Origin of the sequence: Kistimonas scapharcae (genome assembly GCF_039540975.1) — a bacterium.
Taxonomy (GTDB): domain Bacteria; phylum Pseudomonadota; class Gammaproteobacteria; order Pseudomonadales; family Endozoicomonadaceae; genus Kistimonas; species Kistimonas scapharcae.
Genome location: NZ_BAABFL010000135.1, coordinates 59,643 through 72,610, shown reverse-complemented (window position 1 = coordinate 72,610; position 12,968 = coordinate 59,643). Strand labels below are relative to the sequence as shown.

The 12,968-nt window shown below is 54.0% G+C and carries 16 protein-coding genes; 12 read left to right on the top strand and 4 right to left on the bottom strand.

The window, feature by feature from the left end; all coding sequences use genetic code 11:
- Nucleotides 1-5: 5 nt before the first annotated feature.
- Genes flhB through fliQ form a run of 3 tightly spaced genes read right to left on the bottom strand, consistent with a single transcriptional unit; the run spans nucleotide 6 to nucleotide 2,225 of the window.
- The gene (gene flhB / locus ABD892_RS09925; protein WP_345195453.1) at nucleotides 6-1,178 is read right to left on the bottom strand and encodes a flagellar biosynthesis protein FlhB; all 1,173 of its coding nucleotides are present in this window, start codon (nucleotides 1,176-1,178) and stop codon (nucleotides 6-8) included.
- Nucleotides 1,178-1,954, bottom strand: a complete 777-nt coding sequence (fliR, locus tag ABD892_RS09920; protein WP_345195452.1) for a flagellar biosynthetic protein FliR — start codon at nucleotides 1,952-1,954, stop codon at nucleotides 1,178-1,180. Before fliR ends, flhB begins: the two co-directional genes overlap by 1 nt.
- Nucleotide 1,955: 1 nt before the next feature.
- Nucleotides 1,956-2,225 carry a flagellar biosynthesis protein FliQ gene (gene fliQ, locus ABD892_RS09915; RefSeq protein ID WP_345195451.1) on the bottom strand — a complete coding sequence of 90 codons (270 nt, stop codon included), beginning with the start codon at nucleotides 2,223-2,225 and terminating at the stop codon, nucleotides 1,956-1,958.
- A gap of 356 nt (nucleotides 2,226-2,581) precedes the next feature.
- On the opposite strand from fliQ, the gene ABD892_RS09910 reads away from it, so the two are divergent.
- The 9 genes from ABD892_RS09910 to ABD892_RS09870 all read left to right on the top strand — a co-directional run bounded on the left by ABD892_RS09910 (nucleotide 2,582) and on the right by ABD892_RS09870 (nucleotide 10,437).
- The gene (locus ABD892_RS09910; protein ID WP_345195449.1) at nucleotides 2,582-3,718 is read left to right on the top strand and encodes a flagellin; all 1,137 of its coding nucleotides are present in this window, start codon (nucleotides 2,582-2,584) and stop codon (nucleotides 3,716-3,718) included.
- A 98-nt stretch (nucleotides 3,719-3,816) separates the two neighbouring features.
- Complete coding sequence (gene fliD, locus ABD892_RS09905; RefSeq protein WP_345195448.1) at nucleotides 3,817-5,196, top strand: flagellar filament capping protein FliD; 1,380 nt, start codon at nucleotides 3,817-3,819, stop codon at nucleotides 5,194-5,196.
- A 38-nt stretch (nucleotides 5,197-5,234) separates the two neighbouring features.
- A complete protein-coding gene (gene fliS, locus ABD892_RS09900; RefSeq protein ID WP_345195447.1) occupies nucleotides 5,235-5,651 on the top strand; it encodes a flagellar export chaperone FliS in 417 nt (138 codons plus the stop codon).
- Nucleotides 5,632-5,952, top strand: coding sequence for a hypothetical protein (locus ABD892_RS09895; RefSeq protein ID WP_345195445.1), 321 nt, complete (start codon nucleotides 5,632-5,634; stop codon nucleotides 5,950-5,952). The genes fliS and ABD892_RS09895 overlap by 20 nt, the downstream gene beginning before the upstream one ends.
- 23 nt (nucleotides 5,953-5,975) lie before the next feature.
- Nucleotides 5,976-7,247, top strand: a complete 1,272-nt coding sequence (locus ABD892_RS09890) for a flagellar hook-length control protein FliK (protein WP_345195444.1) — start codon at nucleotides 5,976-5,978, stop codon at nucleotides 7,245-7,247.
- Nucleotides 7,248-7,293: 46 nt separating this feature from the next.
- Nucleotides 7,294-7,797 carry a flagellar basal body-associated FliL family protein gene (locus ABD892_RS09885; RefSeq protein ID WP_345195443.1) on the top strand — a complete coding sequence of 168 codons (504 nt, stop codon included), beginning with the start codon at nucleotides 7,294-7,296 and terminating at the stop codon, nucleotides 7,795-7,797.
- A 19-nt stretch (nucleotides 7,798-7,816) separates the two neighbouring features.
- Nucleotides 7,817-8,575, top strand: a complete 759-nt coding sequence (gene fliA, locus ABD892_RS09880) for an RNA polymerase sigma factor FliA (protein ID WP_345195442.1) — start codon at nucleotides 7,817-7,819, stop codon at nucleotides 8,573-8,575.
- Nucleotides 8,576-8,579: 4 nt separating this feature from the next.
- A complete protein-coding gene (gene motA, locus ABD892_RS09875; protein ID WP_345195441.1) occupies nucleotides 8,580-9,434 on the top strand; it encodes a flagellar motor stator protein MotA in 855 nt (284 codons plus the stop codon).
- 19 nt (nucleotides 9,435-9,453) lie between these two features.
- Nucleotides 9,454-10,437 carry a flagellar motor protein MotB gene (locus tag ABD892_RS09870; protein ID WP_345195439.1) on the top strand — a complete coding sequence of 328 codons (984 nt, stop codon included), beginning with the start codon at nucleotides 9,454-9,456 and terminating at the stop codon, nucleotides 10,435-10,437.
- On the opposite strand, the gene flgA is transcribed toward ABD892_RS09870, so the two are convergent.
- Nucleotides 10,438-11,172: a flagellar basal body P-ring formation chaperone FlgA gene (gene flgA, locus ABD892_RS09865; RefSeq protein ID WP_345195438.1), complete on the bottom strand. Its 735-nt coding sequence runs from the start codon at nucleotides 11,170-11,172 to the stop codon at nucleotides 10,438-10,440.
- 279 nt (nucleotides 11,173-11,451) lie between these two features.
- Between flgA and flgB the strand changes: the two genes are divergently transcribed.
- The 3 genes from flgB to ABD892_RS09850 are packed head-to-tail and all read left to right on the top strand — an operon-like array spanning nucleotide 11,452 to nucleotide 12,954.
- Complete coding sequence (gene flgB / locus ABD892_RS09860) at nucleotides 11,452-11,838, top strand: flagellar basal body rod protein FlgB (RefSeq protein ID WP_345195436.1); 387 nt, start codon at nucleotides 11,452-11,454, stop codon at nucleotides 11,836-11,838.
- A 14-nt stretch (nucleotides 11,839-11,852) separates the two neighbouring features.
- Nucleotides 11,853-12,284, top strand: coding sequence for a flagellar basal body rod protein FlgC (gene flgC / locus ABD892_RS09855; RefSeq protein ID WP_345195435.1), 432 nt, complete (start codon nucleotides 11,853-11,855; stop codon nucleotides 12,282-12,284).
- Nucleotides 12,285-12,294: 10 nt separating this feature from the next.
- Nucleotides 12,295-12,954, top strand: coding sequence for a flagellar hook assembly protein FlgD (locus ABD892_RS09850; RefSeq protein ID WP_345195434.1), 660 nt, complete (start codon nucleotides 12,295-12,297; stop codon nucleotides 12,952-12,954).
- Nucleotides 12,955-12,968: the final 14 nt, after the last annotated feature.

Genomic DNA, 12,968 nt, shown 5'->3' with positions numbered 1-12,968 from the left:
GTCCTTTAGTCGTTTTCTCCACCGGACATTCCCCGGCTGGCGTATTGCTGTAAATGCTCAGGTAAGTCAAAGTTGTCCGGTAATGGTGTCGGCTCCTGTCCACGGCCAGCCTTGAATTCCCGCAGGCGATAGACGTACGCAAGAATCTGGGCGACAGCCTGGTAAAGGTCCGAGGCCACTTCCTGGTTGATTTTGGTCGTGAAATAAATCACACGGGTCAGGGCCGGGGTGCGGACAATCGGGCGTTTGTGAAGCTGGGCTGCCTCAATAATCGTTTGGGCGATTTCATCAACCCCCTTGGCCACGACGAAGGGAGCATCGGAACGTTTCTTGTCGTATTTCAACGCGACGGCAAAATGGGTCGGGTTGGTGATGATGACATCGGCTGTTGGGATCTCCTGCATCATCCGGCGAGTGGCCACTTCCTGTTGCAGGTCACGTATACGACTTTTGACTTCCGGTCGCCCTTCCGTTTCCTTGCTTTCATCCTTCAGTTCCTGGCGGGTCATTTTCAGTTTGCGGCGGTATTCGCTGACCTGGAAGGGGACGTCAATGATGGCAATGATCGCCAGTGCTGCGGCAAACCCCAGCAGGCTCCAGGTCACAATACTGAGACTTTCACGGATCGCCATGGCGACGGGCTTCATGCTTAACGTCAGAACATCTTTCATGACATTGCTGATGATCAGATAAAGGGCGCCGGTCACCAGCACCACTTTCAGAATGGATTTAATCAGTTCAACGAGAGAGCGACGCGAAAACATCCGTTTTAATCCCTTGAGGATGCTCAGTCTCGATAATTGTGGCTGTAAGGGCTTGGCGGAGAATAACCAACCTCCCAGGCCAAGTGAGCTGGCAATGATGGCCAGTATCATCAGACCAAAAACGGGTAACAGGGTGCCGAATATTGTGATGAAGCTGTCTTTCAGACGAGACGACATGGCACCGGTATCCAGAAGACTGGCACGGTCAACGGAAAAATTTTCCGCAAAGACGGCCAGAAAACGCTGGCTGATCAGGTCACTGAACACCAGCAGGGCGACACAGCTGCCCAGGAATAATCCGACCGTGACCAGTTCTCGTGAGCGGGGGGCTTCGCCTTTGTCGCGGGCGTCTTTAAGGCGTTTCTCCGAGGGCTCTTCGGTACGTTCCTGGCCACTGTCTTCATTCTCTGCCATCAGCCACCTCGCAGAAGAATGTCGAGCGCTTCGAGCGCCTCACCGGTGAGCTCAAGGTAGAGACCGGCGATACCAGACACCGTGATCATGAGCACCAGCACGCCAGCCATCATGCTCATGGGAAAACCAAGGGAAAAAACATTGAGCTGAGGCGCGGCCCGGTTCATGACACCAAAGGCAATATTGACCAGCAGCATGGCGGTTATGGCCGGCAGGGCAATGATCAGGGCAGCGCCTGTGGCCCAGCTCATCTGGCGGGTCAGGGTATTGAGATCCAGCATGTCAGCGCCGATCGGGGCAACCGGCAGGGCTTCGAAGCTGTGTACCAGCACATTAATCACCACCAGGTGGCCGTTCATGGCCAGGAACATCAGGCTGGTGAGTATCTGGAAGACCTGGCCGATAATCGGGATGCTGACCCCATTGATGGGGTCGTACATCATGGCCATACCCAGGCCCATCTGCAGTGACACCATCTGGCCGGTCATGGCGAAAATCGCGTAATAGATGTGCAGCAACATTCCGCCCATGAAACCGATTAATAGTTGTTGCAGCAGAATACGAAGGCTGTCGCCCGACAGGGGCTCTACCATGGGCATGGTTGGTAGCAATGGGGCAATCAGAAATGTGATGGAAAACGCCAGTACTAATCGAATACGCATCGGCACCATCACTGAGCCAATCAGCGGCATGACCATAAGCAGGGCGCCAATACGGAACAGCGGCCAGAGGAACTGGCCGACCCAGGCGGTGATCTGTGCCGTGGTCAGTTCCATCTCAGAAAATCATCTCCGGGATAATGTCATAAAACCGACGGAAGAGTTCCATGAACTCCCGCAGCAGCCAGTGGCCGGCGAGAGCGACGGTAACCAGTGTCACCAGCAGACGCGGTAAAAAGCTCAGGGTTTGTTCATTAATCTGCGTTGCGGCCTGAAAGATACTCACCAGCAGACCGACCAATAGACTGGGCAGAATAATGACCGAAACGAAAATCACGATCTGGTAAAGCGCGTCCCTGAACAGGTCAACAACCATTTCCGGTGTCATGTGAAGACCTTCCTGATCTCTTGTTGCTTCCTTTATATAGGCGGGAAAAGGTGTTTATTTCGATTGCTGACTTCACGCCGCCTTTTTATCGCATTCCCATTTATTCAATGTAGAAAAGACCACCATTAAATGACAGTGAACAAATGTTTACGGGGAAAATAGCTGAAAAAGTCATTTGTCTGACGTTTTAACTGACTGATTTTAAAAATAAAAAAATACCTGTGCGCCATTTAAGTTTCTGGATTTATTTCCGAGTAGGTAAGTGACGGGCCGTGAAAACCGGTCTGGGGGACAAAGCTGCTTTCTTGTGGGAGCAGTCCATCGGAAGTAAGTCCATTAGATGGAGACATAGACACATGAGCTTTACAGTAAATACCAACGTGTATTCGATGAACGCCCAGCGCAACCTGATGGCGACATCGGATGGCCTGAAGACGGCGATGCAGCGCCTGTCCTCCGGTTTGAAGATCAACAGTGCGGCGGACGACGCAGCCGGTCTGCAGATCTCCAACCGTTTGAATTCACAGGCCAAGGGGCTGACAGTCGCCATTGCCAACGCCAACAACGGGATCTCCCTGGCGCAAACGGCGGAAGGTGCACTGCAGGAAACCACCAACATCCTTCAGCGGATCCGGGAGCTGTCTCTCCAGTCAGCCAACGGTTCCAACTCCTCCGCTGACCGTGCGGCTCTGCAGAAAGAGGTCACAGCGCTTCAGGCTGAAATGACCCGGATTTCAGAAACGACCACGTTCGGTGGACAGGTTCTGCTGGATGGTACTTACGGTACCCAGCAATTCCAGATTGGTGCAAATGCCGGTGAAACACTGGATATCACCATGACGGCTTCTGGCGCCACTGATCTGGGCGTACGTGGCATGGCCGTATTTGATATTACGGGTATTGCCGACACTGAAACAGTGGCATTCGGTTACGACGCTGATGGTGCAGGCACAACCTTTGCCAATGAGGAAGTCTCTGTTGCTTATGCAGTTGCCACAGACACAATCGACACGCTGGCAGACAAGATCAGAACAGCATTAGCTGGTACGACGAATGCGACGGGTCTGACAGTTATCACCGAAGGCAATAACATTGTTGTTACAGGTGATGCTAAAGGCGGTGTTTTTGCGGCCCATACAACAGCCAGTACCGGTGTTGCTTCTGAGACGTTCAGCCAGGAAAATATGTCCAAGGTGGATATCTCCACCGCGAGCGGCGCCCAGCAGGCTGTGGCTATTGTCGATGCGGCCATCGCTGACGTGGATGACCAGCGTGCGGATCTCGGTGCGGTTCAGAACCGTCTGAGCACCACGATTTCCAACCTGAGCAACATCCGTGAAAACGTTGCGGCTTCCAGAAGCCGGATCATGGATGCTGACTTCGCGGTGGAAACGGCGAACCTGGCGAAATACCAGGTGATGCAGCAGGCAGGTACAGCGATGTTGTCACAGGCTAACGCCCAGACACAGAGCGTATTGTCACTGCTTCAGTAAATCGCGGTATGGTCGACAAATCTATAGGCAGGGGGCGTATTCCCTTGCCTATAGTTTTTTTATGAGTGCGGTATTGAAGTCAGAGGTCAGGGAAGGCCATGTTTACCCTTAATGGCATCAATTCGGGGCTTGATACCCGGACATTGATTGATACGCTGGTACAGGCGCAACGGGCGCCCAAAGAAACCCAGCTGCAGCGTCAAAGGAATGTCGATAGCTTCGAGTTATCCGCCCTTGGGCAGTTGCAGGGTGCACTGAATGCGTTTGAAACGGTTGTCACGGATCTTTCCGATGGCACCGCCATGGTCAAGCGCAAGGCGACCGTCAGTGATACCGATGTGCTTGCCGTAACCCCCTCCGAAACCGCTTCCACCGGCAATTATTCCTTTACTGTCTCGGCTCTGGCAACCAACCACCAGATGGCCACCGCTGAATTCAACAGCACCGATACCTTTGGCACCGGCACCCTCAGGCTCTCGGTGGGCGGGGAGGATCTCGATCTGACACTGGACGGCAGCAACAATACCCTGGAAGGAATTCGTGATGCCATCAACAGTGCCGAGAATAACCCTGGTATCAGTGCCTCCCTCATTAATACCGGCAGCCAGCAGCGGTTGTTGATCACCGGTGATAATACCGGGGCTGCCAATACCATTACGCTGGATATCTCCGGGCTCACGATCGGTGGCGGCGACCAGACCATCACCACTGGCTTAAGTGACCTTCAAACGGCCGCTGATGCCGAGGTGACGATTGGTGATCCCTCTAACCCGGATAGCATCCAGGTCACCCATGGTGACAACACCATTGAAGACCTGATTGATGGTGTGACCCTGGAATTGAAAGCGGTCAGTGCATCACCGGTTACCGTCAGTATTGTTGAGAATGAGTCGGCAGCATCCAATGCCATTCGACGCTTTGTGGCGGCTTACAACGATCTGGCTGTCACGCGAAACAGTGTGACCAGTTACTCGGAGGATGCTGGCGCGGCAGCGCTTCAGGGGGACTCCCAGGTTCGCATTCTCTCGGGCATATTGCGCAGCGCTATCGGTGAGTCTTACAGCACGGGTTCGGGCACGCTGAGCCTGGCTGAGCTGGGGATTATCACGGCAAAAGACGGCACGCTTGAAATTAACGAAAGCAAGTTTGTCGAAGCGGTCGGCGACAATTTCAATGAACTGGAGAGTTTTTTCGCCGGGGACAACGGCCTGCTGGCAACCCTGTCCGAAACGCTCGACAAATATGACAGTTCAACAGGGTTGATCAAGCAGCGGATGGATCGTCTTGAGGATGATATTCGTGATATTGATGCGGATTTCCTCAGCCTGGATGACCAGATGGATCAGGTTCGCAGTTATTGGGAGGCCCAGTTCCTGGCCATGGAAGAGACCATGGGGCAGGTCAACAGCTCGCTCAGTTATCTGACACAGGCGCTGAATAGCCTGAACAATGCGACCAATAACAACCAGAACAATTAATAATGCAGTAGATTGATTGCCACAAGGAGGAGGCCTTCATGCCGAACGATACGGCAGGACTCAATGCATACCGCGCCGCACAGAATCAGGCTCAGGCGTTGACTGCTGATCCCCATCGCTTGATTCAGCTGTTGTTTGCCAACCTGATGATGTCGCTGCAGAAGGCCAAGGGCTTTCTGGAAAGAAAGCAGATGAGTGAAAAGGGTAAATCCATTACCCATGCCATTGAGATTCTGCTGGCGCTGGATGAGGCCATTGATGAAGAAAAGGGCGGCGAACTGGCTGCTAACCTCCGTGCACTTTACAACTACTGTATCCGGCAATTGATTGCCGCGAATCAGGAATGCTCCATGGAGAAGCTGGAGGAAGTCCAGCGTCTTATGCTGGAGATCAAGGTGGCCTGGGACTCCATCGAAGGTAAAACCGGTGACAGTGATGCCGCAGCCGCTCAGTGATACCAAGCTGGTACAGGCGCTGGATGCCGTCAGGGATGAAATGATGGCCGCCTGGCAGGCATCGGACTGGATTGCGCTGAAGGCGATTGAACCCCGGGCCAGGGCGCTTGCTGAACAGGGCGTGTCTGGCGGGCAGCCAACCGAGGCGGTGCTGGGAGCGCTCACGGCGCTGGAAGCGTTATACCGCAGGATTCTCTCTGAGAGTGATGCAGGAAAAGCGCGGATCAGGGAAGAGTTGTGTAATGTCCGGGATAAAAAGGCGGCCATTTCGTCTTACCAGAATACCCGGGCCATGAATTAGGGAAAATCGGGCTTTAAGTCGTTATGGAAGGTTCGACAGTAACGGACAGTAGCCTTCTGCCGATCAGTATGCCGGTGCCGCTGCAGCAGCCACCGGTGGCAGTGAATGGCACTGAATCCTCTACACAAACGCTGACGTTTGCAGACCTGTTCAGCCGGATGATGTCCACTGAAGCCAGTCTGGCATCCGGTGAGCTCCAGCTGGCTACAGATATAGCGACACCGGCAACAGTTTTGCCTGAGACGTCGCCAGTTCTGACACAGCTGCAGGCTGCGCCAGGTGAGTTGTCAACGCTTCCGGCATTACTGCAGTCTGAGGGTGGACTGACGCCGCTGGCACAGGCATTACCCGATGTTGCTGCAACAGCGAACCCGGGAGAGTCTGCTCAGACGCCTGTCGCAGAGCATGCTGAGGTATCAGAACGTCTCCCGGCGTTGATATCTGAAATTCTTTCCCAACAACAGACGATGGCCAACAAGTCACAGGCCCAGAAAGAACCTTCTCTGGCGGGTACTGATTTGGCTGATGATGTGATGCTGCCAGGTTCCAATGCAATAACCGCGACGAAATTACAGAAGCCTCTTTTGCAAGGTGAACAACCGGTTACGACTGGGCCTCAAGGAACAGCAGATGCTGAGGCATTACCCTTGATGCCGGAGCCTTCACGGGTGGTGACGTCTGTTCAGGTACCTGAAGGAACGGTAGAGCTTGAACAGGGGGTGGGGCGGGCAACATCGGCACCGTTGGCAGAGACAACCCTACAGGCGCGGCCTGTAGAAACAGCTGTTACCGCTGCGGGCTCGGTCACAGAGCGAGCCGTGTCTGCCGCTGAGGCACCCGCTTCACCGACAGTGGTTGAGAAACCCGTTACTGCCAAGGCCCAGCTGGAACCTGCTGGCCCTGGGCAGCTGGGTGACCGCATCATGGTGATGATCAACCGTGATTTGCAGCAGGCCCAGATTCGCATGGATCCCCCGGAACTGGGTCATCTGAAAATCGCATTGGCGGTGGATGGCGATCAGGTATCCGTGCAGTTCACCGCCAGTCAGCCCGGGCTGCGAGAGTTGATCATTCAGCAGACTGACCGGCTGCGTCAGCATCTGGAAAGTCAGCAGTTGAACCTGGTCAGTGTGGATGTCTCCACTGATCAGGGGCGAGACCCCCGCCATCCTGCCCATGAGTATGGGTCTTCCGCTTCAGTTCCCTTGTTTTCCGCCGATGTTTCCGGTGATGAGGGGGTATTGCCTGTCACCGTGCAACAGTACTCCGCCGGACTCCTGGATGTATTTGCCTGAGAGCCGGAATTTTCGCTAAGCAAATAAGTGGGTTAGGGGACAATCCATGAGTGAAGAAGAAGCCGGCAAGGAACAGGAAGGCTCCTCTGGCAAGTCGACCAATCTGTTACTGATCATCCTGATTGTGCTGATGCTGGTGGGCATTGGCGGTGGCGCGGCAGCGTTTTTCATGATGCAGAAGAATGCCTCGGCGTCAGGAGATCCTGCGGTGGCAGAAAAACAACCCCCGCCCAAACCGATTTTTTATCCCCTGAGCCCGTTTGTTCTCTCGCTGACCGGCGACCGTCGCGCACGGTATATGCAGATTGAGCTGTCGATCAAGATCCGTGACGAGAAAACCCGCGAAATTCTGGTGGATTACAGCCCGATGATTCGTCACCGGTTGATTGAGGTGCTCAGCGGATTGCCCTACACCGATGTGATTCAGCCCGAAGCACCGGACAAGATCGGAGAGCATGCGCTTAACAGTCTGAACCAGCTGTTCGAGGAACAGGGCGTCGAAGACCCGGGCGTTGACGATATTCTCATAACCAACCTGGTGATCCAGTAACGGGGGAAAGGACGCCACGGTGAGCAGGGATGACGGTGAACCGCCGATGAAAGCAGAGGATCAGTCCGAGGCCGTCAATAAATACCGGAATATCCAGGAATCCGGTGTCAATGCGCTGGTGCGCAAGCATATGGGGCTGGTCAGGAAAATTGCTTATCACCTGGCAGGCTCTTTGGGACACAGTACGCCGGTGGAGGATTTGATCCAGTCCGGCGTGGTTGGGCTTCTTGAGGCGGCAGGGCGATATGACCAGAGCACCAATGTCGCGTTTGAGTACTTTGCCCGTCCAAGAATACGGGGTGCGATGGTGGATCTGGTTCGGGAGGGCGACTGGCGACCCCGTAGGATCCGGGAGGAAAGCCAGAAGATCACCCGGGCTATTGCCGCAGTAGAAGCAAGACTGGGGCGCCCTGCCACAGACAGGGATATTGCCGAAGAGCTCGAGATGGAATTACAGGACTATCAGCACATGCTGATGAACACCCATGGTGCCCGTCTGCTGAGTCTGGAGTCCCTGGAGGAAAGCAGTGAGCCTGGCCGTGAGGATACGCCTGTCGATGTGGACTTCCTAAAAGCCAGCTGCGGCAAGGCACTGGCGGATGCCATCGGGCAGATGCCGGAGCGTGAACAGCAATTGCTGAACCTCTATTACGTACACGAAATGAATATGAAAGAGATAGCCCTGATTCTGGGCATCACGGAATCCAGGGTCTGTCAGTTGCATCGTCAAGGAGTGCTGAAGCTCCGAAGTTATATGGAATCGTGGCGGAGTACCTGAAATTATGTCCAAGATTATAGGGATTTTGACGGTTATCTTGTCGGTCGGGGTCGGTTATGTGCTGTCCCACGGTAAATTGATGGCACTGTTTCAACCGTTTGAGGTGCTGATCATCGGAGGGGCGGCATTCGGCGCTTTTGTGCTTGCTAACCCCATGCATGTGGTCAAGGACACCGGCCGTCATTCCAAGTACGTGTTCACCGGCTCAGGGTATAACGCTGAACTGTTCATGAACCTGCTCCACCTCATGCATGATCTCTTTAAAACCGCCCGTAAGCCGGGTGGAAAAAAGGCTCTGGAAGAACATATCGAAGATCCGGAAAAGAGTGCCCTGTTTGCCAAGTTTCCGACCATTCAGAGCAAGCATGTCCTCGTTCATTTTATCTGTGACTATGTGCGTCTTTCGCTCGCTGATAACCTGGAGCCCCATGATTTTGATGCCCTGATGGATGAGGGGGTCAAAACCTTTGCCGAGGAAGCCGAGCACCCCGGGCATGCCTTGCACGAAGTGGCTGAAGCCCTGCCGGGTTTCGGCATTGTGGCGGCGGTACTGGGGATCGTTATCACCATGGGTTCACTGGATGGTCCGGCTCAGGAAATCGGTAACCACATCGCGGCGGCACTGGTGGGAACCTTCATGGGGGTACTGTTCGGTTATGGGTTTGTTGGCCCGATCTCAAAGGCAATTGGGTATTCCGTCAGCTATGAAATCAAGGCACTTGAATGTATCAAGGTCTGCCTGAGCAGTTACCGCAATGGTATGCCGCCGGTACTTGCAGTGGATGCCGGTCGAGGCACATTGTTCCATGATATCAAGCCCACGTTCTTTGAGATGGAAAAAGTGGTTAACGAAGGCTGATTAAAAGGGAACTGCTGCCGTGTCATCGTCCAAGGGAAAGGTTGTCATCGTCAAGAAGGTCATCAATGGTGGTGGTGGCGGTCATGGTGGTTCCTGGAAGGTGGCGATGGCAGACCTGGCTCTGGCGATGATGGCCCTGTTCATGGTGCTCTGGTTGCTTAGTGTGACCGACGAGGAACAGCTTGAGAATATCACTGCTTATTTCAAAGATCCCGGTGCATTTCGGCATTCAGGGTCCCCACATCCGATCAAACTCACAGGTTCTCCCAGCACGGTGAAGGAAATTTCCAGCAAGGGACCCAGTATGCAGGGTAGAGCCGGTCCCGATGTGATTGGTGACAGCCAGCCAACCCCCAAGGGAGAAAAACTGAGTTTTGATGACATCATGGGTGATCTCCGGATGCTGCTCGGCAGTGAAAAAACCCAGTATCAGCAGGATGATCCTGTCTATATGGAAGTGCTGCCGGAAGGATTACGGCTGGTTATCCTCGATTTTGATGATAAGCATATGTTTCGTCGGGGTAGCAGTCGGCTGACACCGTACTATGAAGACCTCCTGCTGATGATGGCGCAGGTATTAGGCAAGACGGAGAACAAGATTCTGGTGAGTGGCCATACGGATGCCGCGTCTTTTTCCGAAAACCATTTCCACAGTAACTGGAAACTGTCTGGCGCCCGGGCGCAGGTGGCTCAGCGAACACTGGCCTATGGCGGTATTCCTGATGAGCGGTTCATGATGGTGTCGGCCATGTCGGATCACAGGCCAATCCACCCCGGTAACCCCGAGTCTGGAGCCAACCGTCGAATTGAGCTGCTGTTGCTGAACCCTGAGACGGAAAAAAAACTGGGCAGGCTGTTCTCGCCGATTGACAAGGATGGCGAGGAAAAAGAATCACCCATATCAGAAGAGGCGATGGAGCAGGTCAAGGATGGGATTGATGCGAACAGTTTGCCTCCAGAACTGCAGCCTCCCCCTGTCACTGAGGAAACCGCAGAAGAATAATCAGGGAATGACCGTGTTGACTTTCCCTGAAGCGATGACTCTTGCGTTGATCACCTTGCCGGAAGAGCTGTTTCTCACCTGAATGGTTTCATCGATTGCACCGCCTTCAAGGGCCATGCCCTTCATGGAAACGGTCACACCGTTGATACGGGCTTCTATTACGACATCATCATTTTTCCGGATGACCCTGGGCGGTTCTACCATATCAGGCCTCACGATCTGTGCCGGTGTGATGCGCCGGCTGGCCATCTGCCCGGTGAGTTCCTGTTTCTGGGCAAAATAGCGGCCGCGTATCTGGTTGAGACTGACTGGCTGAATGGTCAGGTCATCAGCCCGAATGGTCTGGTCGCGGTCAATGGTACGGGCGCTTTTCACCACCGGCAGTTCTATGCGGATATTGGCCTTGGCATGGATGGACCAGCGGGGTTCCCGACATACGGCTTTGACCGTGATATTGCCAACCAGCAGGCGATTCTGGCCGGGAATAATAATGTCAGGAGTATGCAGGCAGGTACCCAGCGTTTCCACGTTAGGCGGCGTGACGGTGACCTGCTGGAGACTGGTGACGGGGTCACGAATGTAGGCGGCTGTTTTCTCCATGAGGGCGGTTGTTGCAGCATCAACGATCTGCGAGGCCGCATCTGTGTCAGAGCCATCCTCTTCTGCGTGGAGTACGAAGGGAGCCATCAGGATAAGGGCGGTCATGAATGGCAAAGCCTTAACCGATGTTCTCATACACTGTCCCTCGTGCCGGCACTGACCGGAAAGGCGATTCCGCTTTACCGGATCAGGCGGAAAATACATTCCGGAAAATCCGGCCCATCTTTTCAAGATATCTGACAGCGTGGTATCTGCAAGTTCGTTCCTGAAAGAACGGGAAGGCCTTATCTCGGACTTGGTGGGGCGTTGTGAATGTTGGCAACGTTAATTCTACGCTTGGTTGCCGAGTTGGCACGCTTCTGGCAAACCATTAAATACTTGATGCCATAACAATAAAAGACAGGACACGTCTTCATGGGAATCAGTTTTGAAAAAGGGCTTGGTATTCATCCCAGTGCTTTGCAATTCAGAGCCCAGCGCAGCACGGTTCTGGCAAGTAACCTGGCGAATGTGGATACGCCAGGGTTCAAGGCCAGGGATGTGGTTTTTGCCTTTGACCATACGCTGGAAAACGCGGTTGCGCTGTCTTCACCGGATACCCGTCATATGGGGCTATCCTCTCAGTCGGCAGAGGGCAGGATGATGTATCGCATCCCCTACCAGCAGACAACGGATGACAATACGGTCGAACTCGGGATTGAGCAGGCAGCTTTTGCCCGTAATACGCTGGATTTCCAGACCAGCTTTACCTTTCTCAATATGAAATTCAAAGGGCTTGACAGGGCGATTAACGGGCGCTGACAGGGAGGTCAGATATGTCGCTGAGTGATGTATTCACCATAGCCGGATCGGCTGCCACAGCGCAGACCATACGGTTAAACACCATAGCCAGTAACATGGCCAACGTTGAAAGCGCCGGGGCAACACCCGAAGAAGCGTACAAGGTGCGTAAACCTGTTTTTTCCCAGGTGCTGGTTGATCAGGGGCGGTCCATGGATAGCCCAGACCATCAGGTGATGATGGTCGCCGTTAATGAAATTCTGGAAGTCGAGGCCACGGATGAAGACCGTCGTTATATGCCCGATCATCCAGGAGCTGATGCGGAAGGTTATGTTTATTTTCCGAAGGTCAATGTGATTGGCGAAATGGCTGACATGATGTCTGCCTCGCGCAGTTACCAGAGCAGTATCGAATTGATGGCGACTGCCAAGAAAATGCAGCAACGTCTGCTGACGCTGGGACAATAAGGAGGTTGTCATGGCATTGAATATTCCCGGGCTGTCAGGCAGCTCGTCCACCTCAGGCGCAACCGGTGCTGGCGCTGTCACTGGTACGAATCAGATGGGCCAGGAAGAGTTCCTGGAGATGCTGCTGGCAGAGATCAACAACCAGGATCCGCTGAACCCCCAAAGCAGCAGTGAGTTTGTGGGGCAACTGGCCCAGATCACCAGTGTTGAGAACCTGAACAGTCTCAACAGCCAGATCACCGGGCTGGTTAGTTCCCTGCAGTATTCTCAGGCCATGCAGGCGACTGATCTCGTGGGCAAGACGGTGACGGTGCCCATGAACATCATGGAACTGGACAACACCGGTACCATGAGCGGTGAAGTGCAGGTACCGGTGAATACTGACAGGCTTCAGGTGTTTGTTCAGGACGCCAACGGCCAGGTCGTCTCCAGCATGGATTTTGGACCCCAGTATTCCGGCACAGTGCCGTTTACTACGGATGATTTGGCGAAAGGGATTTATTCCATCTCCGCGGTCGCCACCTACGGCGTAGACAATGAAACCGTGCCGGTAGCGCTGAGCACTAAGGTGGACAGTGTCGTGATTCCTGGGGGCGGCAAGGAAATTGAATTGAATCTGGCTGGCATTGGCGCCATGCCGGTTTCACAGGTCAGCCGGATCGGACAGTAACGGATTAGTCACAC